This is a genomic window from Pseudoalteromonas sp. SCSIO_11900, assembly GCF_000576475.1.
Classification (GTDB): Bacteria; Pseudomonadota; Gammaproteobacteria; order Enterobacterales; family Alteromonadaceae; genus Pseudoalteromonas; species Pseudoalteromonas tetraodonis.
This window is the reverse complement of record NZ_KK070023.1, coordinates 599,598-625,920: the sequence shown is the minus strand read 5'-3', so window position 1 is coordinate 625,920 and position 26,323 is coordinate 599,598. Positions and strand designations below refer to the sequence as shown.

19 protein-coding genes and 2 rRNA genes (1 of these 21 running past the window's edge) are annotated in these 26,323 nt (G+C 43.7%); 11 read left to right on the top strand and 10 right to left on the bottom strand.

The genetic code is table 11. The features are described 5' to 3' along the window. Both BG00_RS02860 and rrf read left to right on the top strand, forming a co-directional pair. Positions 1–1,981: ribosomal RNA gene (locus BG00_RS02860) — 23S ribosomal RNA — on the top strand; it begins 905 nt to the left of the window's first position. Between the two features lie 131 nt (positions 1,982–2,112). Then, positions 2,113–2,227 (top strand): 5S ribosomal RNA (rrf, locus tag BG00_RS02855). 615 nt (positions 2,228–2,842) lie between these two features. On the opposite strand, the gene recG is transcribed toward rrf, so the two are convergent. From recG to asnC, 3 genes are read right to left on the bottom strand one after another with little or no spacing between them, the layout of a single operon-like run. Beyond that, on the bottom strand, positions 2,843–4,924 hold the full coding sequence (gene recG / locus BG00_RS02850; RefSeq protein ID WP_036980421.1) for an ATP-dependent DNA helicase RecG: 2,082 nt from the start codon (positions 4,922–4,924) through the stop codon (positions 2,843–2,845). Between the two features lie 57 nt (positions 4,925–4,981). Beyond that, complete coding sequence (gene trmH / locus BG00_RS02845) at positions 4,982–5,668, bottom strand: tRNA (guanosine(18)-2'-O)-methyltransferase TrmH (RefSeq protein ID WP_036980419.1); 687 nt, start codon at positions 5,666–5,668, stop codon at positions 4,982–4,984. A gap of 41 nt (positions 5,669–5,709) precedes the next feature. Beyond that, positions 5,710–6,168, bottom strand: a complete 459-nt coding sequence (asnC, locus tag BG00_RS02840) for a transcriptional regulator AsnC (protein WP_024601823.1) — start codon at positions 6,166–6,168, stop codon at positions 5,710–5,712. Positions 6,169–6,353: 185 nt separating this feature from the next. Here asnC and asnA point away from each other — a divergent pair, with 185 nt between their 5' ends. Next, positions 6,354–7,349, top strand: a complete 996-nt coding sequence (asnA, locus tag BG00_RS02835) for an aspartate--ammonia ligase (RefSeq protein WP_036980417.1) — start codon at positions 6,354–6,356, stop codon at positions 7,347–7,349. A 33-nt stretch (positions 7,350–7,382) separates the two neighbouring features. Here the strand turns inward: asnA and BG00_RS02830 are convergent, their stop codons facing one another. The 6 genes from BG00_RS02830 to BG00_RS02805 form a co-directional block, all read right to left on the bottom strand. Next, positions 7,383–8,987, bottom strand: coding sequence for a DUF342 domain-containing protein (locus tag BG00_RS02830; protein WP_036980415.1), 1,605 nt, complete (start codon positions 8,985–8,987; stop codon positions 7,383–7,385). A gap of 147 nt (positions 8,988–9,134) precedes the next feature. After that, positions 9,135–9,527 (bottom strand): RidA family protein, encoded by a 393-nt coding sequence (locus BG00_RS02825; RefSeq protein ID WP_013466064.1) that lies wholly within the window; start codon positions 9,525–9,527, stop codon positions 9,135–9,137. A gap of 12 nt (positions 9,528–9,539) precedes the next feature. Then, the gene (spoT, locus tag BG00_RS02820) at positions 9,540–11,645 is read right to left on the bottom strand and encodes a bifunctional GTP diphosphokinase/guanosine-3',5'-bis pyrophosphate 3'-pyrophosphohydrolase (RefSeq protein WP_036980413.1); all 2,106 of its coding nucleotides are present in this window, start codon (positions 11,643–11,645) and stop codon (positions 9,540–9,542) included. Positions 11,646–11,772: 127 nt separating this feature from the next. After that, positions 11,773–12,048: a DNA-directed RNA polymerase subunit omega gene (gene rpoZ / locus BG00_RS02815; protein WP_008108220.1), complete on the bottom strand. Its 276-nt coding sequence runs from the start codon at positions 12,046–12,048 to the stop codon at positions 11,773–11,775. Positions 12,049–12,173: 125 nt separating this feature from the next. Further along, positions 12,174–12,794, bottom strand: a complete 621-nt coding sequence (gene gmk / locus BG00_RS02810; protein ID WP_036980411.1) for a guanylate kinase — start codon at positions 12,792–12,794, stop codon at positions 12,174–12,176. A gap of 584 nt (positions 12,795–13,378) precedes the next feature. Next, positions 13,379–14,692, bottom strand: a complete 1,314-nt coding sequence (locus tag BG00_RS02805; RefSeq protein ID WP_036188612.1) for an ATP-binding protein — start codon at positions 14,690–14,692, stop codon at positions 13,379–13,381. Between the two features lie 393 nt (positions 14,693–15,085). Here BG00_RS02805 and BG00_RS02800 point away from each other — a divergent pair, with 393 nt between their 5' ends. The 6 genes from BG00_RS02800 to BG00_RS02775 all read left to right on the top strand — a co-directional run bounded on the left by BG00_RS02800 (position 15,086) and on the right by BG00_RS02775 (position 23,311). Further along, positions 15,086–15,328 carry a helix-turn-helix transcriptional regulator gene (locus BG00_RS02800; RefSeq protein WP_031214901.1) on the top strand — a complete coding sequence of 81 codons (243 nt, stop codon included), beginning with the start codon at positions 15,086–15,088 and terminating at the stop codon, positions 15,326–15,328. Continuing rightward, the gene (locus BG00_RS02795) at positions 15,315–17,057 is read left to right on the top strand and encodes a DUF927 domain-containing protein (protein WP_036188609.1); all 1,743 of its coding nucleotides are present in this window, start codon (positions 15,315–15,317) and stop codon (positions 17,055–17,057) included. The genes BG00_RS02800 and BG00_RS02795 overlap by 14 nt, the downstream gene beginning before the upstream one ends. 78 nt (positions 17,058–17,135) lie before the next feature. Then, complete coding sequence (gene dcm, locus BG00_RS02790) at positions 17,136–18,440, top strand: DNA (cytosine-5-)-methyltransferase (protein ID WP_051498222.1); 1,305 nt, start codon at positions 17,136–17,138, stop codon at positions 18,438–18,440. 7 nt (positions 18,441–18,447) lie between these two features. After that, a complete protein-coding gene (locus BG00_RS02785) occupies positions 18,448–20,292 on the top strand; it encodes an McrB family protein (protein WP_197027531.1) in 1,845 nt (614 codons plus the stop codon). Between the two features lie 85 nt (positions 20,293–20,377). After that, positions 20,378–23,014: a restriction endonuclease-like protein gene (locus BG00_RS02780; RefSeq protein ID WP_036188608.1), complete on the top strand. Its 2,637-nt coding sequence runs from the start codon at positions 20,378–20,380 to the stop codon at positions 23,012–23,014. Between the two features lie 84 nt (positions 23,015–23,098). Continuing rightward, positions 23,099–23,311: a hypothetical protein gene (locus tag BG00_RS02775; RefSeq protein WP_051498221.1), complete on the top strand. Its 213-nt coding sequence runs from the start codon at positions 23,099–23,101 to the stop codon at positions 23,309–23,311. Between the two features lie 138 nt (positions 23,312–23,449). On the opposite strand, the gene BG00_RS02770 is transcribed toward BG00_RS02775, so the two are convergent. Next, on the bottom strand, positions 23,450–24,148 hold the full coding sequence (locus BG00_RS02770) for a hypothetical protein (RefSeq protein WP_445322850.1): 699 nt from the start codon (positions 24,146–24,148) through the stop codon (positions 23,450–23,452). A 543-nt stretch (positions 24,149–24,691) separates the two neighbouring features. Between BG00_RS02770 and BG00_RS02765 the strand changes: the two genes are divergently transcribed. Both BG00_RS02765 and BG00_RS02760 read left to right on the top strand, forming a co-directional pair. Then, positions 24,692–25,744 (top strand): helix-turn-helix domain-containing protein, encoded by a 1,053-nt coding sequence (locus BG00_RS02765; protein ID WP_036188605.1) that lies wholly within the window; start codon positions 24,692–24,694, stop codon positions 25,742–25,744. After that, the gene (locus BG00_RS02760; RefSeq protein WP_036188602.1) at positions 25,745–26,224 is read left to right on the top strand and encodes a PIN domain-containing protein; all 480 of its coding nucleotides are present in this window, start codon (positions 25,745–25,747) and stop codon (positions 26,222–26,224) included. The last annotated feature ends 99 nt before the right edge of the window (positions 26,225–26,323 follow it).

Sequence of the window (26,323 nt, the reverse complement as noted above, 5' to 3'; positions counted from 1 at the left end):
ACCGTAAAGTACTATCCGGGAGACACACGGCGGGTGCTAACGTCCGTCGTGAAGAGGGAAACAACCCAGACCGCCAGCTAAGGTCCCAAAGTCATAGTTAAGTGGGAAACGATGTGGAAAGGCCCAGACAGCCAGGAGGTTGGCTTAGAAGCAGCCATCCTTTAAAGAAAGCGTAATAGCTCACTGGTCGAGTCGGTCTGCGCGGAAGATGTAACGGGGCTAAACTATGCACCGAAGCTGCGGATTCAAACTTTGTTTGAGTGGTAGGGGAGCGTTCTGTAAGCCGTTGAAGGTGTGCCGGGAGGCATGCTGGAGGTATCAGAAGTGCGAATGCTGACATGAGTAACGATAATGCGGGTGAAAAACCCGCACGCCGGAAGACCAAGGGTTCCTATCCCATGTTAATCAGGGTAGGGTAAGTCGACCCCTAAGGCGAGGCCGAAAGGCGTAGTCGATGGGAAACGGATTAATATTTCCGTACTTGGTATAATTGCGATGGGGGGACGGAGCAGGCTAAGCAAGCATGGCGATGGTAGTCCATGTGAAAGTGTGTAGGCTAGTGACTTAGGTAAATCCGGGTTGCTGTTAGGCTGAGACACGAGACGAGTCACCAAGGTGATGAAGTTGCTGATGCCATACTTCCAGGAAAAGCCTCTAAGCTTCAGATTATACCGAATCGTACCCCAAACCGACACAGGTGGTCAGGTAGAGAATACTAAGGCGCTTGAGAGAACTCGGGTGAAGGAACTAGGCAAAATCGTACCGTAACTTCGGGAGAAGGTACGCTCCTATCTGTGATGAGACTTGCTCTCTAAGCGGACGGGAGCCGCAGTGACCAGGTGGCTGGGACTGTTTATTAAAAACACAGCACTGTGCAAAATCGCAAGATGACGTATACGGTGTGACACCTGCCCGGTGCCGGAAGGTTAATTGATGGGGTTATCTTCGGAGAAGCTCTTGATCGAAGCCCCGGTAAACGGCGGCCGTAACTATAACGGTCCTAAGGTAGCGAAATTCCTTGTCGGGTAAGTTCCGACCTGCACGAATGGTGTAACCATGGCCACGCTGTCTCCACCCGAGACTCAGTGAAATTGAAATCGCAGTGAAGATGCTGTGTACCCGCGGCTAGACGGAAAGACCCCGTGAACCTTTACTACAGCTTGGCACTGAACATTGAACCTACATGTGTAGGATAGGTGGGAGACTTAGAAGCAGAGACGCTAGTTTTTGTGGAGTCGTCCTTGAAATACCACCCTTGTAGTTTTGATGTTCTAACGTTGGCCCCTGAATCGGGGTTACGGACAGTGCCTGGTGGGTAGTTTGACTGGGGCGGTCTCCTCCCAAAGAGTAACGGAGGAGCACGAAGGTTGGCTAAGTACGGTCGGACATCGTACGGTTAGTGTAATGGTAGAAGCCAGCTTAACTGCGAGACAGACACGTCGAGCAGGTACGAAAGTAGGTCATAGTGATCCGGTGGTTCTGAATGGAAGGGCCATCGCTCAACGGATAAAAGGTACTCCGGGGATAACAGGCTGATACCGCCCAAGAGTTCATATCGACGGCGGTGTTTGGCACCTCGATGTCGGCTCATCACATCCTGGGGCTGAAGTCGGTCCCAAGGGTATGGCTGTTCGCCATTTAAAGTGGTACGCGAGCTGGGTTTAGAACGTCGTGAGACAGTTCGGTCCCTATCTGCCGTGGGCGTTTGAGAATTGAGAGGGGTTGCTCCTAGTACGAGAGGACCGGAGTGAACGAACCGCTGGTGTTCGGGTTGTCATGCCAATGGCATTGCCCGGTAGCTACGTTCGGAACTGATAAGCGCTGAAAGCATCTAAGCGCGAAGCAGGCCTCGAGATGAGTTCTCACTAGACTTTTAAAGTCTCTGAAGGGCCGTTGAAGACGACAACGTTGATAGGCAAGATGTGGAAGTGGTGTGAGCCATTAAGCTAACTTGTACTAATTACCCGTGAGGCTTAACCATACAACGCCAAACGCGTTTTATGTGACAGTTTAAGCAAGAAGTTAATAGACTAAAGTAGATACTTGAAGACTTTTATTATCAGAATTCCAAATTTTAGTAAGCTCGATTAAATCGAACTTACACCATATTTGCTTGGTGACAATAGCGTTTTGGACCCACCTGACCCCATGCCGAACTCAGTAGTGAAACGAAACAGCGCCGATGATAGTGTAGCATTTGCTATGTGAAAGTAGGACATTACCAGGCTCCAAATTGAGAAAGCCCGACTAGCAATAGTCGGGCTTTTTTACGTATGCAGGAAAGTAAAAGCGCAGGTGAAAGGTAAAAGGCATCAGGTAAAAGGAAAATAATAAGCGCCTAATGCCGACTCTATATATTTGCTATGTGGCTCTCTACCGCTGTGGGCACCACGACACTCTACTGCGTTGTCGCTACGAAGTAGCGCACCGACTCCAAATAAGAGAAAGCCCGACTAGCAATAGTCGGGCTTTTTTACGTCTGGAATAAAGTGAAAATGCAGCTGAAAGGTAAAAGGCATCAGGTAAAAGTAAAAGAATAAGCGCCTAAAGACTACTCTAACGCTGTGGACGACACTACGATACCTTGCAATAGAAGGCCTGAGAATAAAGGCATTATGAAAATATATTCGTTTGGGGTAATACCAATCCGCAATAATACTCAATCATTTTGCGGGGCTAAACGAGTCGCTATCTGTGTTAAAAAATTCTCATTTAGAACAACTTAATAGCGGATTTTTTGCCTAGCTATCAACCCGTTTTTCCTGCCTCAAAATAGACCGCTTAATTAAGCGAATTGGTATAAGTCTGGATGATGAAGTGAAAAGTAAAGTTTAAAAACCGACTATGCTTGTGCGTAGTTTGATTTATTACCTAACCAGCGGTGAATAAGTGGGTCTATATGCTGAGGATATTGCTTAAGCATTTGTTGTGCGATGGGCCTTACTTGATTGAGTGTTTGTTTATCGCGTGTTAAATCAGCGATTTTGAATTCGGCTAAACCGGTTTGTTTAGTTCCAAGTACTTCACCTGGGCCGCGTATTTCTAAATCACGTTCTGCTATAACAAAGCCATCGTTACTGTCGCGCAGTACTCCTAATCGCTTCTGTGCAGTATGAGAAAGTGGTGCATGGTATAAAAGAACGCAATGCGATGCGGTTGCTCCACGTCCTACACGGCCTCGTAATTGGTGAAGCTGTGCTAAACCTAAGCGCTCTGGGTTTTCAATGATAATTAGGCTCGCATTGGGGACATCAACACCGACCTCGATTACGGTTGTTGCGACAAGTACATGAATGTTCCCCGTTTTAAACTCACTCATAATGGCTTGCTTTTCAGTGGCTTTCATTCTCCCATGGACTAAACCAATATTAAGTTCAGGTAAGGCTTCTTTTAATTGTAAAGCGCTGTCTTCAGCTGCTTGGCATTGTAATACTTCAGACTCGTCTATAAGAGTACATACCCAGTAAACTTGTCGACCTTGTTCATTACAGGCAAGTTTCACTCGACTAATGATGTCATCTCTGCGGGTATCAGGGATGGCAACAGTGGTAATAGGAGTTCGCCCTGGTGGTAATTCGTCGATCACTGAGGTTTCTAAATCTGCATAAGCAGTCATCGCGAGCGTACGTGGTATAGGTGTTGCTGTCATTACTAGTTGATGTGGGTAACAATCACCAAAGCGCCCTTTTTCACGCAGTGATAAACGTTGATGAACCCCAAAGCGATGTTGCTCATCAATAATGATAAGTACGAGATTGTTAAATTTTACTTCATCTTGAAATAAAGCATGGGTACCCACAATCATCTGCGCTTCACCGGAGGCGATCATAGCAAGGGTATTAACTCGCTCTTTTCCTTTTGTTTTACCGCCTAGCCAAGCAACCGTTATTCCAAGGCTTTCAAACCAGTTGGAAAAGTTGATTCCGTGTTGCTCTGATAATATCTCTGTTGGCGCCATTAATGCGACCTGATAGCCTTGTGCTATCGCAGTTAAAGCGCTCAGGGCTGCGACTAATGTTTTACCAGAGCCTACATCCCCTTGGACAAGTCGCATCATAGGGTAAGCGTGTTGCATGTCTGTTTTAATTTCTGATACTACACGGCTTTGTGCATTGGTTGGCGCAAAGGGTAATTGTGCTAGAAATTGTGCTTCTAATGGATTAGTGGGCTCAAGGGCAATAGCTTTAACTTGTTGTCCTTGCTCTCTTACTTTTAAGAGGCTGAGATTTTGAGCTAACAACTCTTCAAAAACGAGCCGTTGTTGTGCTGGGTGAGTCCCTTGTTCAAGCGCAATGATATCAACATCATTAGGGGGGCGATGCAATAGCAATAACGCATCACTTAACGGTAGTTGCGATGGTTGCCATTGTTGAGGTAGTAGCTCTTCTACTGCGTATTTTTGAAGCAATTCTATTGCCTGTTCACTCAACGCCCTGATAGAGAGTTGCTTTAACCCCTCGGTTGTTGAATAGACTGGCGTAAGTGTTGATGACGTTGGTTGCTGTTCAAAAGTGTCGCTAATACTGTATTCAGGGTGACTCATTTCAAAGCCAACACGTCCGCGACGTATTTCGCCAAAACAGCGAATTATTTTACCCGCGCTAAATGCGTTTTTTTGTGCTGCGGTAAAATTAAAAAATCGTAGAGTTAACCTACCTGTCCCATCATTTATTTGGCAAACCAGCATACGCCTTTTACCAAAGGTAATTTGGCTTGTTTCAATGGTTGCTTGAACCGTTACATGGCTATGTGCGGTAAGCTCACTAATAGCATAAATACGCGTTCTGTCTTCATACCTTAGCGGTAAATGAAAAAGCATATCTTGCACTGTGGTAATGCCTAGCTTTAAAAGTCGTTCAGCCATTTTAGGGCCTACGCCTTTAAGTTCTGTGATTGGGTATTGGCTTAAGCTAGGTTTAGACAAAGTAGGCTCAATTATTGTTATTTAGTGAGTTAAGTGTACTTATACACTGTATATGCATCAAGTATGTTTTAATGTCTGCCAAAATTGTTCATCCGCAACGATTTCGCCATGCTCATCAAGTGCGGGATAAGGTAAGTTCTTTTGCTTACACTGCCTTGCAATAATTGGGTGGCAGCCTTCAAAATACATTGGGTGTTTTATTTCTTCACTCAGCATATTTCTATTATATAATCCAGCTAACTCACGTTGACGTTGTGCTTCGAATAAGATTAATGCTGCTGCAACGGATACATTTAATGATTGCACCATGCCTTGCATTGGAATAATAATGTTTTGATCTGCATATTCGAGCGCTTTTTCTGAGATCCCCGTTTTTTCTTGGCCGACAATAATTGCAGTGGGTTTAGTGTAATCAATTTCTCTAAAATCGACGGCATCTTCACTTAAATGAGTTGCCAAAATTTGTACATCGGGGTTATGAGCACGGATACTGGCTGCAGCATCATCTATGTTCCTGTGAAGGTGTGTGTTTAACCAGTTCTTACTGCCACCTGAGGTATTATTGGTTAGCCACTTTTGCTTTTCTGGCCAGACTGCATGCACATGATGGCAACCAACAGCATCGGCCGTTCTGACTATGGCAGATAAGTTATGGTGTTTATGTACGTCTTCTAAACACACGGTAAGATCGGTTTGACGACGTGAAAGTACACTTTCAATTCTTTGAAAACGAGTTTGCTGCATGGGGGTCCTCTTTTTCGGCAGATTATACGAGATTTTTCACCTTAAGGCACCACTGTTCGGCTAATCGGGTTTTGTAATGAGATCAGGGTTTCGGTTGACTGAATAGCTTCTATTGCTTGTATTTTATTGATCAATACATCTTGTAGATGATCGATCGAGCGAGTCATTACTTTAATAAAAATACTGTAATTACCGGTGGTGTAATATGCTTCAACAACCTCTTCTAATGATTCAAGCTTAATCAGAGTTTGTGGGTAGTCTCTGGCATTATTTAAATTAATGCCGATAAAACAACATACATCGTAGCCAAGCTGTTTGGTACTAATGGTTAATTGGGTACCTGTAATGATCCCCGCTTGTTTCATTTTTTCAATCCGCACATGAATTGTTCCTGCACTGACACCGAAACGCTTTGCTAATTCAGCATAGGGTGTACGTGCATTATCCATTAATGCATGCAGAATCTGTTTGTCTAGATTATCGATTTGATAATTTTCCATAGGTTTAGCTGCTTTGTATTATTGTATTTGTTGTTTTTATACCATTTATTTAATGGTTTTAATATCTTAAAGCTATTTTTGTTATGGGTTATTGAATTAAACCATTTAATTGTTACGATAACCATATTGAAGCGCTACTAAGCGCTGAGTCGCCAATACAATAACTGGGAATGAGGCCAATTATTATGAGTTCACACTATGTGCAGCAGCAGCAGCAAATAAGTAAAGTTAAACAGTTTTTTTCACAGCAATTAGAGCAAAAATTAGGCTTAATTGAGGTGCAGGCACCTATTTTAGCTAAGGTAGGTGACGGTACTCAGGATAACTTAAGTGGACACGAGAACGCTGTTGCGGTGAATGTTAAAGCCATTACAGATAGCCGTTACGAAGTTGTGCATTCGTTAGCAAAGTGGAAACGAAAAACCTTGGGTGAGTATGGTTTCTCTAAAGGTGAAGGAATTTACACACAAATGAAAGCGTTGCGACCTGATGAAGATTCACTAAGCCCAATCCATTCTGTGTATGTTGATCAGTGGGACTGGGAACAAGTTATTTGTGAAAGTACGCAGCGTTGTTTATCTACTTTGAAGCAAACGGTTGAAACTATTTACCAAGGTATTAAAGCCACTGAGAAATATGTTAGTGACAGCTTTGGTTTAACACCATTTTTACCTACAGAGATTACTTTTGTACATAGTGAAGCATTACGTAAAATGTACCCAGATTTCACAGCCAAGCAGCGTGAAAAGGCGATTACTCAAGAATATGGCGCTGTATTTTTAATTGGTATTGGGGGAGCATTGAGTGATGGCAAAATTCATGATGTGAGAGCGCCAGATTACGACGATTGGTCAACCCCGACATGCGAGCAGTACATGGGATTAAATGGTGATATTTTAGTATGGAACCCAGTGCTTGAAGACGCTTTCGAAATCTCATCGATGGGAATTCGTGTAAGCCCTGAAGTATTGCAAACTCAATTAAGTATTACGGGAGATGAAGACCGTTTAGAGTTTGACTGGCATAAGGCATTACTAGAAAGTAAGCTTCCACAGACAATTGGCGGTGGTATTGGTCAATCTCGTTTAGCGATGCTGTTATTACAAAAACAACATATAGGGCAAGTGCAGGTAGGTGTGTGGCCAGCGCAAACCTATACAAGTGTAGACGGTTTACTATAAAAAGTTGGGGCTGTTACTAACAGCCCCTTATTATTAAGTTTTAAATTCAATTTCTATTTTGTTATTTTCTAACTTAACACTACTCGGTGGGAAGTTACGTGTCGTTTTAAGCAGTTTATTGAAGATATGGATCTCTACACCCGAATGTAAAACGCCATTCACAGTTAACATGGCTTCATCGAGTAACGTATTCAGTTTTTGCTCTAAACCTGCTACTTGCTTTTCTAATTGTGCTGCTTGCTGACTAAGGTGTAGCTGCGTGGTGCCAATTTTATTTATGAGTTCATTTTTTTTATCTGCATCTTTAATTAAATCTGCTTTTTCTAAAGCCGCTTGTAAACTATCAACTTGTTCATTTGTTGCTGTTAGTTCACTAAAAGATTTATCAATCTCTTTAGTCATTTCATTGGCTGAAGCCGCTAAATTAATTACCATTTTAGCGCCAGATTCATTACCTATCTCGCCGGCAATCAGTTTAGTGGCATCTAGAATTTCACCCCCAAATAGCTTTCCTTTAGACAACTCGGATTGACCAATTTGTATTGTACTCTTTGCTTTCATTGAGCTGTGGCTAGCTTGACGGTCAAGCAGAATGTTTTTAGCTTCAATGTAACAATATTGAGAGTGTGATGCATGGAAATCGCCTGCGCATATTATTTTACAAGACAGTGATTTATCTTCAGGCTTTTGATGGCCAATTACCCCTTGTTTTACAGTTATATCGCCTCCTGCGGTTAATTCGCCAGATTCAACCGTACCAAAAACGGTAATGTCGCCCGTTGCATTAATACGCATACCTGGCTCTACATTTTTACTCACTATCACACTGCCTTCAAAATCGATATGCCCTGTTTTTACCGACACATCGTTGACAGTAAAAATATCGTCAACACGCATGCCATTATTTATTTCAACCGGCACGCCAGCAATCGTAGAGAGTAATTCCATCGGATTATTTTTTGAGATTTCAGTGCCCTCACCTGCAATTAGAGTATGAACCTGTCCGGGTTTTGCAGGTAATACATCGCCTAACACGGTAAACCCTTCTTGGCCTGGTGTAGCGGGTTGTTGCTGTATTAGTAACTCACCTGGTTTTACACTTGCTAACTTACCAAAGTCGCGCATATCTACACTGCCATCTTCTTTTAATTTAGGGGCTTTGAGACGATCTTTAAGTGTTTGAACCATTGCGTTAAATTTAGTTGGTTTACCGTCTATAGGTAAGCGCCCTTTGGCGAGTGGACCACTGACTATGGAGCCAGATGGGAGCTCAGATTGCTTTTGTAAAAGTTGCTCTAAAAATGCTTGCTTATAACCTCTCGCAACGTGCGCTTTAACTAATTCTTTTTTAGCTTCATCAAAACTCAGTGTTGCTCCCCCTTTAGCAAGAGTGAGCGTGCCCGTGGCTAGCATTTTATCATCACTTATCTTCACGCTTAAGGTGGCATCACGACGTGTTGCAACAACTAATATACGTTCAGGTGTTGCACTGCTGAAATAGTTATTTATGGCGTCATGATTGATTTCACACTCGCTGTAAGGCGATTGTTCAATTGCTTCAATGATAAAAGCAGCACTGGCGGGTGCAGATTTACTCGTATCGAGCAATACATTGCCATTTTTAGCAAGCTTAAACACAAGTCATCCTTTTCTACTACTAAAGTAAGGTTTAATTAAATAATGTGATTACAGAGTGCTAGAATTTTAGTTTTGAGTCAAGAATTCATCAAAGTGTAGTTACAGATTGGAATAAAAGCTATGAGCGGCGCTCATAGCTTATAGAGGTTAGTTTGTTGAAGGAAGTTCCATAATGCCGTCTATTTCTACTTGTACACCTTTAGGTAGTGCACGAACGCCAATAGCAGCGCGAGCAGGATAAGGCTGTTTAAAATATTGGCTCATTACTTCGTTAACAATGGCAAAATTTGAAAGATCAGTAAGGTAAATATTTACTTTTACTAAATCTTGAATGGTGCCGCCAGCTTCTTCACAAACCGCACAAATATTTTTAAATACTTGGTGTGTTTGCTCGCTAAAGTCTTCAGATATAACGTCCATTGTTTCAGGGACAAGTGGAATTTGGCCAGATAAATAAACCGCTGTACCCACTTTCACTGCTTGGCTGTATGTGCCAATCGCTGCAGGTGCTTTATCCGTTGATATAAATGCTTTATTCATGATGTTCCTATTTTATTTTTTACGATAGACTTTTTGTACATCCGGCATCACACGTATACGACGCATGATATTAGCGACGTGGATACGGTTTTTAACTGTTATCCCTAAGTCTATCACGTATAAATTACTTTCTTTTTCATCGGTAGCTATTTCTACAATATTGGCCTGTGTCGTTGCGACCACATTGGTTAATTTAGCCAGCGCACCTTGGTGGTTAATAATTTCTACCCGTAAAGCCGCAATGTATTCTTTTTCTGGATTATCATCCCATTTTACGACAAGGTATTTCGAACGATCATTTTCCCAGCCACGAATGTTCTTACACTCTTGGCGATGAACCGTTAAACCTTTACCCTGGCTGACATGGGCTGTAATGGCGTCTCCAGGCACTGGACGACAACATTTAGAATAATTAACTAACATACCTTCAGTGCCAATAATGGTTGCTTTTGCACGTTTAGCAATATCGTTTAAGTCATCGTTATCGTTTTGTAATAAGCGTTTGGCAATCAGCATGCTCATTAAATTACCTGAGCCAATTTCTACAAGTAGCTCTAAGGTTGAAGAGAGTTCATGCTCCTCAAGCACTCGCGTAATATTTTCAGCTGGCAGGTTATCAAACTTGTTCTCACCTAGGGCTGAATCAAGTAAGCGACGACCTAATAATAATGCTTCTTCATGCTGTTGGCTTTTAAGGTAGTTACGTACGCCCAGTCGCGCTTTACCAGTAACAATAAAGTTAAGCCATGTTGCGTTAGGATGAGCGCCTGAGCTAGTAATAATTTCTATTGTTTGCCCAGTATCAATGGCTTTACTTAAAGGGTAAGGCTTACGATTAACGCGTGCGCCAACACAAGTATTACCAACATCAGTATGAACGGCATAAGCAAAATCGACCGCAGTCGCGCCCATTGGCAGTTCAACGATGCGACCATCAGGAGTAAACACGTAAATTTCTTCAGGGAAGAGTTCGGTTTTAACGTTTTCAACAAACTCAAATGATGATCCCGCACTTTGCTGTAACTCTAGTAAGCTTTGCATCCATTGGCGAGCACGCTGCTGCGCAGTGTGGCCCGCATTGTCGCCAGACTTTTTATACATCCAGTGAGCCGCGACTCCTTTGTCTGCCATGTGATCCATATCGTGAGTACGGATTTGAATTTCAACAGGAATACCATGCGGGCCAACCAAAGAAGTATGAAGTGATTGATAGCCATTAGTTTTTGGTACAGCAATATAATCTTTAAAGCGGGTTTCAATTGGCTTATATAAGTTATGAGCTACACCAAGTACGCGATAACAGGTGTCCATAGAGTCCACCGCAATACGAAAAGCGTAAATATCCATGACCTCGTTAAACAGTAACTCTTTATTAAGCATTTTTTTATAAATACTGTATAGATGCTTTTCACGGCCTGATACGGTGGCCTTTATGCCTGACTCTTCAAGGCGTGCTTCAATTTCTGTTTGAATATTTGAAATAACTTCTTTACGATTTCCACGCGCTTTAGCCACTTGCGATTTAAGTGCACGATGACGCATTGGATACAGCGCTTGAAAACCTAAGTCTTCTAGCTCATTTTTTATATCGTGAATACCTAAACGATTAGCAATCGGCGCATAAATTTCTAGAGTTTCGCGAGCAATACGGCGACGTTTATCAGGGCGAAGTGCGCCTAATGTTCGCATGTTATGCGTTCTATCAGCCAACTTGATTAAAATAACCCGAATATCTTGGGTCATTGCCATAATCATTTTTCGATAGTTTTCAGCTTGAAACTCTTTTTTATCTTTAAAGCTTAACTTATCAAGCTTGCTCACACCTTCAACGAGTTCAGCCACCGTTTCACCAAATATTTCAGCTAAATCCTGTTGGCTAAAATCAGTATCTTCAATCACATCGTGCATCAATGCTGCCATGAGCGTTTCATGGTCAAGGTGCATGCTAGCTAATATTTGAGTGACTTCAACGGGGTGAGTAATATAAGGTTCGCCACTTGAGCGAGTTTGACCTTCATGGGCCTCTCGGGCTACCACATAAGATTTTTGAACTAGCTCAACATCGTCTGCTGGCAAGTATTTTGAGATTTTCTTTTTAAGACCTTCAAAAAGATACATTCACACTCCAATGTTCTCGTGAAGCAAATAAGTTAGGATAAGTTACGAATATACGATGAAAACAAAGGATTGCCAACGGCTATAGTTGAAATACTATGCCGTTAGCTAAATCAAACCGGGCGGTTGATTATTGGTTGCCACCAACAATGGCAGCAACAGCAGCTAGTTCTGCCGCTTCTTGGTGTTGTTGTTCTTCACGGTCAATAACATCCATTGAAGAATTATCAACTAAACCAAGTTCGATTTCACGTAAAGCAACAACTGTTGGCTTATCGTTCTCAGGATCTACCAGTGGATCTTTACCACCAACAGCAATTTGGCGGGCACGACGGGCCGCAACTAAAATTAAGTCAAAACGATTACCAATTGCATCTACTGCATCTTCAACTGTTACGCGAGCCATCTTAGCACTCCAAAATAATTTAAAAGCAAAGGCGTAGTTTACTGCACGCAGCAAGTTTCGCCAATAGCCAGTGGTTAATTTTTATCTATTTTAAGGCATGAACCGAAAATTAATCATAATTTAGATTATTTAAGTAGCTCATTAATTAAAGTTTGATGACGCGTGGTTTGCGCTTTTAGCGTTAATCGCTGTGCAATAACAACACTTTCTATCTCACTTAAAGCAGTATCAAAATCATCATTCACAACAACAAAGTCATACTCATCGTAATGAGAGGTTTCTGATTGAGCTTGTGCCATACGCCCGGCAATAATTTCAGCTGAATCTTGGCCACGGTTATTTAAACGTTGCTCTAACTCTTGCTTTGACGGCGGTAAAATAAAGATAGTTTTTACGTCATCCATTATTTTTCGAACTTGGCGAGCGCCTTGCCAATCAATATCTAAAAACACATCAATGCCAGCGGCTAACTGTGATTCAATGGCTTGTTTAGAAGTACCGTAATAATTATCAAATACTTGCGCCCATTCAAAAAAGTCATCTTTGGCAATTAGTGCCTTAAACTCATCAACCGATACAAAATGGTAGTGTTCTGCATCGTTTTCACCAGGGCGCGGTGCGCGGGTAGTGTGCGATACCGATACTTTCATATCAGCATGCTTTTTTAGTAATGCATTTATTAAGCTCGATTTACCCGCCCCAGAAGGCGCAGATAAAATAAATAAGTTTCCGCGAGAGTGTGCCATTATTTTCTCTATCTAAAAATAAACAGGCTCGAACTATAAACAGCTCAAGCCTTCAATTATTATATTGTACTTTATTTAGCTAATTATGCTCAAGTGAGTGGTAAAGCCAAAAAAAGTTACTCAATGTTCTGAATTTGCTCATTGAGTAGCGGTCTAGACCCTCAAAAAATCAATAAGTTACCGAAAAGAAACCGTTCAAAAATGCCTGTTTGCCCACCAAACTGCCCACCACTTGCCTATGGCTTTTACTAAATCTTAGTGGTTAGCAATGGAAAAACAGTGTCGTTTTTATGCTGCTGTTAGAGCTAAAACATAGCAGTTTTGAAGGGCTTTATCGAGCACGATTTCCGTCAACATAGCTTTGCCATTTTTTCACTAGTTCTACGCGATAGTAATGAGTCAGCAGAAAGCTCACTTAGCCTGAAATGGACATTATGATGTCCATTTTAATAGAAATAAGCTCAATATGGATACTATGGTATCCAAGAGAGATAAGACTGAGTGTCGAATGGTAAGCATCAGGTCTACAAATTGTTATCCCTAAGGTAACTTTGTGTAGACCTTCGGGGCTAGGCAACGCGCTTTTACCACCTCTTTGGTAAATACTGCGTGAAATACAAAGGCATCACGATATTGGTTTGTTCTAACGCTGAAGAGCCTTGTGTACCCGTTAACTTAAAGGTTTTATTTGGAGTACATTTTTCAACGTAGGATGCCAACGATTTTGCTCTTGTACGTTTACCACTTTTGACTTCCACAGGGATGATATCGCCTTCATCGGTCGCCAAAATAAATTCGATTTCGGCGCGGGCGTCATTCCATGAATAGCTTGGGTCAACGCCAATAGCTGTGAGCTCTTGTTGCACAAAGTTTTCAGCCACATAGCCTTTGTATTCATAGTTTTGTTGCTTAATCTCTTTATAACTGCTGCCCAGCATATGATTGAGCAGGCCCACATCAAACAGAAATAGTTTAACCATATTGTCTTTTTTATAGGCCGCCAACGGAGATTTAGGTAATCCTTCAATAGGGTAGTTTGGCAAAGCTAAGCGGCAGCAGTTAAGCCAATGGATCGCGGTTTCAAAATCGCTATAACGAGATTTACGCTCATGCACATGCTTAAATTTAAAGCGTTTAACTGACTCATCGCTGACAAGTGATAGCTGGGCTGGAATGCTATTAAACACCGATTCAATCAGTGTGGCATCGACCTTGCCCGCGTACTTACCGAAATCGCGGCGATAACCTTCAACTAAATCGGCATGAATTTTTGTGACTTTTTCAACACGCTCTAGAATGCTTGAATCCTTAAACTGATACCAAGCAGAAACGGCTTCCGGCATACCACCGGTAAAAAAATAGTCGGTTAGTTTATCCATCAATTTAGTGTGCACCGCCGGTGTGCTTGCTTGACTATCAAATGCTTTGATCAGTGCTTGCTCGTTGGATGCGTAAATAAATTCTTGGAAGGTCAGTGGTCGTAAATTGTATTGTTCTACCTTGCCCACAGGGAAGGTGTTGAGCAAACCAATATTTGAACCGCTGGCTGCGACAAAATAGGACGGTGCTTTTTCGGCAAAATACTTCAGCGAAGTTACGGCTCGTTCACATTCGCCAATTTCATCTAATATCAGCAAGTCGGTGTCTGGATTGAACGCTTGGTTGGTTAACAACTCAATGTTCATTACTAGCTCGTCAGGTGACAACGAGCCATCGAACGCTTCTTTGTATGCTGGGTTTTCAAGGAAGTCGATACGAAGGATGTTGGCAAAGGTATTCCCAAACAACTCTTGCAGTAGATAGGTTTTACCTGTTTGTCTTGCGCCATCGATCAATAATGGCTTGCGCACAGGTTGACTTTTCCATGCTATTAGGGCGTTGAGTAAGTTGCGCTGCATTGTCATTTCCCGCCAATTTAGACTGTTAACTGCCTGTAGTATAACTCAGTCTACACTTTTACGCGCAGAAAAGTGTGATATTTTACATTTTTATGCGCGTAAAAGTGTTGTGGCGTTCTAATTGAGCAAGACTCTCCCTTTTTGATAAAGCTTTTGGCACTCATCCCTTGGGCTTTTGGGGCAGTCTGGGCAAAGCCTTAGTTCACGCCACTTAGGCACACACTAGCCCTGCCCACAGGGTATTTATGACTTGGGGCATTATGTAAATTCTGGGGCAAGTAGCTACTTGTACCCTCAGAAAGCTGCACGATCCGGGCATTTATCTGCCTACTGCGTCCGTTTAGTACTGGCAAACTCCTAACTGAACTTAACAGATCAGTGAGGAAGCAAACGATGAACCCAACCACACAATCACCCACAAACTCAGTACACCCAGCGCGTCAGCAGCGGATTTTGCGCTTGCCCGAGGTAAAGGCAAAAACAGGCTTTGGCCGCAGTACCATTTATGCCCTGATGGCCAGCGGTGAATTTCCGCGATCCATTCGTATTGGTGCGCGTGCCGTGGGCTGGTTAGAAAGCGATATCGACCAGTGGATTGAAACCCGCCGTATCGGTGCTGCTTATGGCCGTGGATAAACCATCAGTATCAACCCCGTTACCTGCCAATGAGATAAATAACAACATGCCAACGTTACCGGCTGGTTTTGCCTATAACGCGCAAAACTGGCTGGTGATGCAACCGGCAGGGCAAGATAGCCCAGTTAAAATCTGCTCTTGGCTGCAAGTGGCTGCCCGCACCCGCGATCCACAAGGGGACAACTACGGCTATTTATTGCACTGGTTAGACGATGACAATCGCCATCGCTATTGGGCCATGCCCGCAGAACTCTTAGCCGGAGACGGCAGCGAGTACCGTCGAATCCTACTCAGCCGAGGCATGCGGCTGAGTAACAGTGTCAAAGCGCGGCAGTTGCTCTCGTTGTTTATTCAACAAATGGGCGAGCTGGCCACGCAAAAGGCCATTAGCGTAAACTGTATTGGCTGGCATCACCACGCTTATGTGCATCCGCGCCTCACCTTTTACCCAAGCGAACACAGCAACAACCCGCGCATGGTGCTGCAAACCATGCACCCGATAGAAGGCTTTATTCAACAAGGCAGTAGCGACAGTTGGCGGCAGCACGTTGGCCGTTATTGTCTGGATAACCCGCTATTAATCGTTGGCGTTTGTGCTGCACTGGCTGCGCCTTTGTTGCACTTGTGTGGGGTGGATGGTTTTGGTTTACACCTCTATGGTGCCAGCAGTACTGGTAAAACCGCAGCGCTGTATCCGGCATTATCGGTGTGGGGCGAACCTAATCAACTGCGCCACAGTTGGCGTGCCACGGCCAACGGTTTAGAAGGCACAGCATTAGCGCATAACGATGCCTTGCTGGCGCTCGATGAAATGGGCGAAGTTGACCCAAAAGAGGCAGGTGATGTCGCTTACATGCTTGCCAATGGCCAAGGTAAAACCCGTGCAGGCAAATACGGTGAAATGCGCTTACCCGCCCGTTGGCGCTTGGTGTTTTTATCCACTGGCGAAGTGACGCTTGAAAGCCATCTTGCCGGTATCGGCAAGCGCGTAAAAGCTGGCCAGCAAGTGCGAGTGATTGATCTCAGTGCCGATGCCGGCGCGCAAATGGGCGTGTTTAACCAGAGTCATGGTATCAACGCCGCCGATTTAGCCGATCACCTAAAACAGCAAAGTCGCCAACATTACGGCTGCTTGGCCTTGGACTGGTTACGGTATTTAACGCAGCACAGCGCGCAGGTGCGACCCGTTTTTCAAAACGTACGCCAACGTTTTTTAGCTAGCTTACCAACCGAGGCTGACGGCCAAGTGCGCCGAGTAGCCGAAAAGTTTGCCTTACTGGCTAGCGCAGGCCTGTTAGCCATTCAAGCCAAAGTGCTCGATTGGCCAGCCCAAAGTGTCGAAGCCGCCTGTTTAAGCCAGCTTAACCAATGGATACTTGCTCGCGGTGGTGTAGCCGCCAATGAAGATCAACAAGCCATTCGCCAAGTGCGCAGCTTTATTGAGCAACATGGCGAAAGCCGCTTTACGCCTAAACAAATTGGTTACAGCAGCCAAGTACGCCAACGAGCAGGGTGGATAGATGTCACCGGCCCACAAACCCTCTACCTGTTTTACCCAACTGGCTGGCGTGAAGCCACCGAAGGCCTCAGCCCAGATCGCGCCGCCAAAGCACTGATGGCCGCAGGTTACCTAATCCCCGATGGCAACCGGCCACAGCGAAAAGTCAGCCTACCTGACAACACTCGCCCACGAATGTACTGCGTAAAAGGCAGTATCTTAGATGATTAGCGCCAGAATTACAGTTGACGTCTTATCATTAACTGATAACATACGATTTGTTTATTTATCTAGTATTAAGGGTGTTTTGTGTCAGAGGTGGGTATAGACGTGACTAGCTGTATTATTGGTATTAAAGGTCAAACTCCAAGTTCCACAAACCAAGTAGATGTTTGGTTTGACTCCCTTAAATCAATTGCATCGGTTCTATCTGAAGAAAATCAGCATTTGCTAAAGATTATTGCAGATAAAAAACCAGAAAATATTACAGAGCTATCTGAATTAACTGGGCGAGCAGTAAGTAATCTTTCTCGAACTATTAAAACGTTGGAGAAACATGGGCTCATTAATATTGAGAGCTTTGGGAAAAGTATTAGGCCGAAGATTAAGTATAGTAATTTCAATATATTATGTGATTTGAGTTTTAGTGGTGGAAAAAAAGATTTGTTAGAAAATAAATTTACTTTGGTCTCAATGTTTACAGGTGTTGGTGGGCTAGATATGGGATTTGAAGGAGGCTTTAAATACAAAGATAAATACTTTGAAAGTCAACCATTCTCAACCCTGGCTGCTTATGAGAAAGATGAAAAGTGCGTAGAAACAATAAAGAAGAATTTAGATATACCTATTAGCCAAGTGGAGTTATCTGAAGAGCTTGTTAATGATTTTCCAAGTGCTGATGTGTTAATAGGTGGTTTTCCATGCCAAGACTTTAGTTCTTGTGGCCCTAAAAGAGGTCTTAGTTCTGACAGGGGGCAGCTATACAAAGTTCTAGTTAAATATATGCAACATCACAAACCTAAAATTGTATGCGCTGAAAATGTTCCTAATTTAGCTCGAATGCAAAAAGGTGCTGTGCTAGAAACTATAGTTAATGATTTTAGCGAGCAAGGTTATAAAGTCCAAGTTTGGGATCTTTTTGCTCCGGATTATGGTGTGCCGCAAAGCCGTAGAAGGCTGTTTTTTGTTTGTACCAGAAATGATCTTGAAGGCGAGCCACTAAAACCAGAACCAAAATTTGTTGGTATGCATCGCGGAACAAAATGGGCAATCGAAGATTTGGAAAAAGTTATTGATGAGACCATTCCTAATCAAAGCCAGTATTTCAAGGCATCAAAAGCCAAGAAAGGCAATGGGCAAGGTGATGAGCACTGCAAAGCAGATGAACCATCATACACAATTAGGGCAAACGCTAAGTCTAGAGTCCAATTTCATTATGAATTAGATAGAAGGCTAACGATCAGGGAGTGTGCTCGTCTACAGACGTTCCCCGACTCTTTTGTTTTTCCTCATTCTGCTACTTCAAATGTTATGCAAATAGGTAATGCAGTCCCACCTATGTTGTCATATGAGGTGGCAACATCAATCAAAGAATTTTTATTAAAACAGGATTGATCAATATATGAAAGGAAATAGGGATGAGGTTTTTTCTTATATTTTTTCGAAAGCCGATGAAGTTGGTTATATGGGGCTTGATTCAGCCAGGTCTGGTAAATTCCAAGATGAATTGGAAAATGATCCTGAACTAATTAGAATTGCTGGGGAAAAACTTTCAAGAAATTACATCAAGGATACCGTTTTAAACAATTATAGTAAGAAGCAAAGATATATATCAGAAGATGATGTGCTTAGTGTTTTCGTTGAGTTGAGTGATATTTCTGTTTTAGGTGCCAAAAAAGATCTTGAGAATGGTATTTTTAAAATTTCATATTCAAATGAGGAGTTTGAGTGTACTAGTTCAAGTATTAACGAATGGCAAACAGTTTTAAAACGATTCGGAAAAAGAAGAAGCGGAAAAACTAGATTTGCTTTTTTGACTTGTGGTGGTATAGAGAAACAGCAAGATGAGCTTGGGGCTGTCGTAGATATTTTAAAATCATATGGTGTAACAGCTCTCATCGTTAAGCCTAGCCAGAAACCTATATCAATAAAGCTGTATTTGAGTAATAAATCTGGTCAGCCTTTTAGTTTAGTTAAAACGGGATTGTCCAAACCCTTCCTCCTTCTCGCAGGTATCTCAGGCACAGGTAAAACCCGCTTTGTGCGTGAGCAAGCAAAAACATCAAAGCAGTTTGCTGAAACCTATTGTTTAACCTCAGTACGCCCCGATTGGCATGAGCCGAGCGATTTGCTGGGTTATATTTCACGCCTAAATGGTGCTGCTGAATACATCACTACCGATGTATTGCAGTTTATCGCCACAGCTTGGCGTGCCATTGCTGATAGCGACTTAACCGTTGAAGTGCAAGAGAACGAAGACCAAGGCAAGCGCTTAGTTGTGGCCGGTGAACGTGATGCGTTAGATAAGGTGCTGCCTTACTGGCTGTGTTTGGATGAAATGAACCTAGCCCCTGTTGAGCAATATTTTGCTGATTATTTATCGGTACTGGAAACCCGCGAATGGTGTTGGACAGGTAATAGCTTTACCTACAGTTGTGATGCCCTATTAAAACCCGCCACCATTAAAGAAGTCGCTGATAAAGAAAAGCTGCGCGAAGCGCTAGGTTTTGATGACGCGCAATACGATGAGCTGTGGGCACATATTTGCCAATATGGTTTAGGTATTCCGTTTAACCTGCTTGTTGCAGGCACAGTGAATATGGATGAAACCACTCACGGCTTTTCGCGCAAAGTGATTGACCGAGCGCTGAGCTTTGATTTTGGTGCGTTTTTCCCGAATAACTTTGATGAGTTTGCTGATTTTGGAACTCCGACAAGTTGCAATAAACGCCTTAGCTATCCTATTTGGTCAAACGCCAGCAAAGCAGACTTAGACAATACCTTTGATGCGGATGGCACAAAAACCGTTGCGTTTTTATCGGCCGTTAATGCCGTGCTAAAAAATACCCCGTTTGAATTGGCATTTCGTGCGCTCAATGAACTTCTTCTCGCGGTTGCTAGTAGCCAACCACAAGATGACCTAACTCTAAAAGCTGTATGGGACGACTTTATGATGTGTAAGGTTCTGCCGCGTATCGAAGGCGATACCGACAAACTGACTACATCTGATGGAAAGGCTTTGTTGGTTGAACTTGATACTGTGTTGGCAGACCAGTTTGCCCCTATTTGGTTAGCGTCTGACGCAGACGAAGCCAATCAACGCCCTGACTTGTATCGCGAGAAAATCGTGGCCGATGGTGCTACTGAAGAGGAAAAAGTACTGCGTATACCTTGCCGTTCAAAAGCGAAGTTGCAGTGGATGAGCGAGCGATTAGCCAGTGCGACCTTTACCAGTTTCTGGCCTTAATGAGTCGGTGCTGTTTGATGCCTTCTGCAATGAATGAAACCTATAAGCAGAACCCGTACAGTGATGGTGTAAGGAGTGGTAGGGAATGCCGGAGTTAATACGATTACAAACCCCTGACTTTGAGTTTTCGGTCTGGGCGAATGATATTAGCCAGCGGTTGCGTGTGTACCAGAATACAATGGCGCATAGGGCGAGCGCTAATCATGCACAACCTAGCTACGAATTGCGCTTTGCGCCAGCAGCGCAGCTGAGCAATGCGATTGAACCGCAAGGGCTTGTTGCAGATGCTTTCGTACAAAGTAGTTTAGTACAAAGTAGTTTAGTACAAAGTGGGTTAGATGAAAGTGACTTAGCCGAAAGTGACCTTGTTGCCAATGGCTTAGCGAAACACGCTGAGCTGACATTAAATTCTCCCTTGTTTTTTGAGAATACTCAGTACCAGTTTGAGTGGGTATTTTTTAGTGAAGTAACCCATGCGCGGCTAACTCACCGAAGCCAAAACGTGAATGAGGCATTTCGTTTTGCTCCCGAAGTAAAAACCGCAAGGGGCGTGGTGCCCGCACGTTTAACCGGCACCATTAATACCGGTAATGATGTGGGCTGGTTACGTTTGCCACTTACCTTTGAGCACAATGGTAAAACACAGACTCAGCACATAGCCTTTGAAGTGCTGCCAACCAAAATGGCACTTCACCAAGACTTGCCCGCCATGTACCAAGCCATCGACAAAGTTTACCCTCTTTGGCGCTTTAGTTTGGTCGAAAAAACCGAGCAAGATGCAGCGACCAGCCAGCAACGCGGGCATTTTCCACTGATGTGGTTGGCTAATTTTGCCGCGTTACGGGAGCGTTTTGAGCAAGGCTTAAAAGTGATTTGTGCAGCCCCTCATAGCCGTTTGCAACCGACGGTAGCCAATATTAAAGCGGCCAAATTAAAAGGCCGCCTGCCAAATAAGTTAGCCGAGAAAGTTAAGCAAGACTTTGCGAATGGCCAGTACGATAAGCGCTATGCAGTCGAAAAAAAGCAACTGAGTGTCGATACCCCAGAAAACCGCTTTATTAAAATGGCGGTGAGTAAAAGCAAGCGGCAATTAGCGGAGTTTGAACAAAAGCTTAGACAAAGTAACCAAGCACCAGAGCGGCAACGGTTGTCGGATTCATTTTTAAATGAGCTGCATAGTTGGCAACAACCGCTGCAAAAAGTGTTGGGCCAAAGTTTTTTAAAAGAGGTGGGTGCATACACAGGGTTAAACCGTGAGTCGTTAGTGCTACAGCAAAAAACCGGTTACAGCGCGGTATATCGTATTTGGCAGGAGCTGAAATTTTATTTAGATATGTTTGGCAATCAGTCGAGCATTTCAATGAAATCAGTGGCCGAGATTTACGAAGTATGGTGCTTTTTGTGTTTGAAGCAGATTTTAGAGCAGGATCTCGGCTTTGAATTGGTTGAAAACGGGGCGGCAGAGCTAAAACAAAATGATTTTTTTGAGTACAGATTTAAAGAAGATGGCTTGAAAGGCGCCTTTCGTTTTAAACGTAGCGATGGTGTCACTGCAAGGCTAGCACACGAGCCTGTATTCAATAAAGACGGTGTAATTCGGTCTTATTTGGTTAACCAAAAGCCGGATATTGTGTTGGAAGTGACACTGCCCAAAAGCGCCCATTTAACAAAAGCAGACTCATCAGAAGAAAAGCAGTTTATTTGGCTATTTGATGCCAAGTACCGTATTAAAACCGAGAAAAACCGCTTTGATGACAGCAATGAAGATATCGAAAGTACCGATTACGTACCAGACGATGCCATTAACCAAATGCACCGTTATCGGGATGCCTTGATTCGTCTATCAGAGCCGCGCTTGTCTGAGTCACCATCCAGTAAAATCGAAGGACAACCTGCTAAAAAAAGCCGCCCAGTTTTTGGTGCGTTTGCTTTATACCCAGGTTTTTTTGATCAAGCCACAACACCCAACCCCTACGCAGCTGCGATAGAAGAAGTGGGTATTGGCGCATTTGCCCTCTTACCTAGCCAAAATGGGCCTAGCCAAAACGAACTTAGTCAAACTGAATCAACCCAGACTAAGAGCCGTTATTCCGGTCACCAGTGGTTGTTAGAGTTTTTGCAAACGCAAATTGGCACAGCGCCGAATGCACAAACAGGGCAAGGCAATGAGGCCATGTATCCTGTGGCTGGCATGGCGGAAAGGCTTTACGTACAAGAAGCCGCACGCATACCGTATTACGGCATGCGTCAAGTACTGTACCCTGATTTGACGATGACAGTGGCATTAGGTGGGCAGCGTGGCCGTGATAATGGCTACTTTGAACAATTTGAGCAAGGCACAGCGCGGTGGTATCACCTGCCGCAAAGCACGTTTTTACAGAAATTTAAGCAGCATATTGCCGAGGAAATTCGCTATTTAGCGTTGGCGTCTACCTCAGACACTCAAAGTTCATCCAAGCAAATTGACAAACTTTGGCCGGTTAAACGAGTCACCGTATTACCACGCTACGCCATTACCGAAGATCAAGCGGGTAAGAAGTCAGGTTCTGCTGATTTGTATTATTTATTTGAGCTTGGCAAACCGCTATCACTGCAAACGCCAGTGACCAATGTGCCACATCGCCCAATGAAAAACTCGATGAAACTCACAACCTTAACTCGCCTAGAGAGCGTCACTAAGTTTACCGAGGTTGAAAAAGTGTACGAAGCGGCAATGGTGTGAGCGAGTGTTATTAATTATGCAGAAGGTTAAGAGAATGACAGCCTCGTTTTCTAGCTGTTAGCCAATGCAGTGGGAGGATATGTGATGAATACTCGAACCTGTTCAATTTGTGAGATGGGTCAACTCATCCTGTATACTGAAAAGATTACGGTTGTGCATTTGGGGCAACAAGGCCAAATTGAAAGCCAGTATTCAATGTGTGATTATTGTAACAGTGAACAGGTAGGTGCAGATGAAGCTCGTTTTAACAAGCTCGCCATGAATGCCTTTAAAAAGCAGGTGTTTAAAACAGTCTGATACATACTGCCAATTAAAAAGCGACATCAAATGATATCGAGCTATTTGGCGCTTTTGATATTAAAATTGCACCAACAACACCCCTCTCGCTACCCGTTAGATCAGCGCCCTGTGAGGGGTTACTCTTTTTTCAGGCTTCTAATTTTTGGTACCGTAATGAGTTATGGCACCAAAATTCGCTTTCAACCACACATCACTCTCCGGCCCACAAAGGTGGTGCAGTAGAGCTAGGTTTATCTTGTGGCTGATCACGTTGCCGTTTCGTTTTTGGCTCTCCTTTCTAAAACCTCTCAGTAATAACCCCGTACATGATTTGCCCACTTGCTCTGGCGAGCAGGGCAGGCAAAAGCCGCGGTTTTGCTGTTTGGGGTGCAAGGTAGCGCGCTTTCCTGTTTTAGACAAAGGTGCAGCGCACCAAAAGATACAGGCGTTGGCCGGTGTGTTTGCTTTCAATGTGTTGGTTTTGCTCGTGTAATCCGCATATACCGGTAACAAATGTGCCGGTAACAAAACCAACCCGCCTTGCGCGTGGCCTTCAACCTCAGGTAAAGGTAGCCAATACAGGTTTGGCCATTGCTCGGGGCTCTGCCATTTTTCTACGATCACTTGCGCGCCAATGCTATTCAGCCATTGGTGAATGGGGCAGCCTGGATGCGCTTGTTTAACGCGCGGTAACTGATAGGTCAACCAGCGGGTTAAACGTTCGGCGGCATTATCGCACTGGCTTAATGCTGGGTAGAGGGTAAACGCGCCATGCCCAACCAGTAAAGCGACCACCTGCTGTATCCATTCTCTATCCCAATCGTTAGCACTTGCCCATAACACGTCACTTATCACCTTGTTGGTTCGTCATGCCGTCTATTTTCAGTGGTCGGGTGCAGACTCAGTGGTGAATTAGATGAAAGAAATGGCCATCAAACTAACCAGTCAAATCGGTTTTTTATGATGACCTGTGCGCGGCTAACTGTTTGATATACATAGTCCAATACAGCGCTGTTTGACGGCATTTAGCCCATGCAAAAAAATCGAGACGCCAAACGATCGTTTGCATTCTGGGTTTAAAAAATCAAACGGTTTGTACTTTGATGCCGAGGTTGGTTTAGGGTACAAAAAGTGCCAAACCTTGCTTTGAGCCAGTACTGGCAAGGCTTAGCAGCGTTGGATTTCAATCGAGAAGCCAAACAGTGAATGGGCTAATTTCCCTGTTTGGCGTTTCGATCCAAAAGCCAAACGGATAGTGGTTTTGGCGTATGGGGGTAAAGGCATGGGGAAGTGTGTGCGCGAACACGCGAATGATTGCCCTGTAAAACCAATCGACAAAAACGCCAACTTGGTTTATATTTTTAAAATAATTTTAGTTTTCATAAACCAGAGGTCTGTATGATTGGAGAGCGCATAAAACGAGCCCGTGCAGCCGCTGGCCTGTCGATGCAGGCCTTGGGTGAGCAAGTTGGTATTAGTGCCAACATGGTTAAAAAATACGAGCACGACCAGAGTATGCCTTCGTCGGGAGTTTTACTTAAATTGGCGACGGCTTTGTCGGTTCGTACTGAATACTTCTTTCGCCCAGCACAGGTGACTTTGGGTGAGGTGGAGTATCGTAAAAAAGCCTCAGCTTCAGCTAAGTTGCTAAAGAAGATTGAGTCTGATGTGGTTGACCAAGCCGAACGCTGGTTATCACTTAAAAATGTATGGCCAAACTTCCCGATAGCGAGTTTTAACTACCAGCCCGACGTTCCTGTTGTAAGCACTTTAGACGCAGTAGAGCAGGTTGCCGCCAAAGTCCGTACTGATTGGCAGTTAGGTATGAATCCATTGCCAGACTTAATCGACTTGCTTGAGTCTAAAGGTATTTTGGTGATTGTCAGTAACGTACCCCAAGCCGATAAATTTGATGGGTTACAAGCCAAAATATCAGGGCAGCCAATTGTTGTTGTGTCTTCTCATTGGCCTGGTTGCCGCCAGCGGTTTACATTGGCGCATGAACTTGGCCACCTTGTTTTACATGGCTTACTCGATGAATCCCTTGACGAAGAGATGGCCTGCAACCGCTTTGCTTCTGCGTTTTTACTGCCCGAAGTTGGCCTTTTTCAGCATCTAGGAGAGCGACGTTCGAACGTAGACCCCAAAGAGCTATATTTCCTGAAACACGAATATGGCTTAAGCATGGCAGCTTGTTTGTATCGCAGTGCCGACCTTGGTGTGATCACCGAAGAGAAAAAACGCCAAATATTTATACAGTTCTCAAAAAACGGTTGGCGTAAGCAAGAGCCTGGGAATCCTTATCCACAAGAGCAAACATTATTGTTTGAGCAGTTGGTTTATCGTGCATTGGCAGAGGGAATTGTTAGTGAATCCAAAGCCGCTGAGCTGTTACAGATGTCAGTGATGGCATTGCATAAGCAACGCCAAATGTTGGCTGAGGCTGTTTAAATGTATTTGTTGATCAGTGATGCCAATATCCTCATTGATCTCGAAGAAGGCCAATTATTAGGCGTCTTTTTCAATTTGCCTTACCAGTTCAAAGTTCCAGATGTGTTATTCCACGAGGAGCTAAGCAATCAACATGGCTATTTACTCGAGTTAGGGTTGTTGTTGGGAGAGTTAAGCCCTGAGTCTATGATGTACTCATTTGAACTGAGGCAAAAGTATGCTGGCCCTAGCATGAACGATTGCTTTGCACTTGCGTTGGCGAAACAAGAACAGTGTCCATTGCTAACTGGGGATATGGCGCTTAGGAAGGCGGCTGAAAAAGAAGCGATATTAGTTCAAGGTACGCTATGGGTTGTTGAGCAGCTCGTCACCCATGGTGTATTGTCAGTTGAAGAAGCTCAAGCTGCCTACGATAAAATGGCAAAAGCTGGTCGTCGCTTACCTTGGGCGCTTGCAAAGCAGCGTTTAACCCAATTATAAACTTTGCATAGCCCCGATTGCCCCATTCCTTGGGGCGGTTCAAATTCCTCTTATTCACCCTCTAAAGCTCGGCATATCAAGTGTTGCCCCATTGTCCCA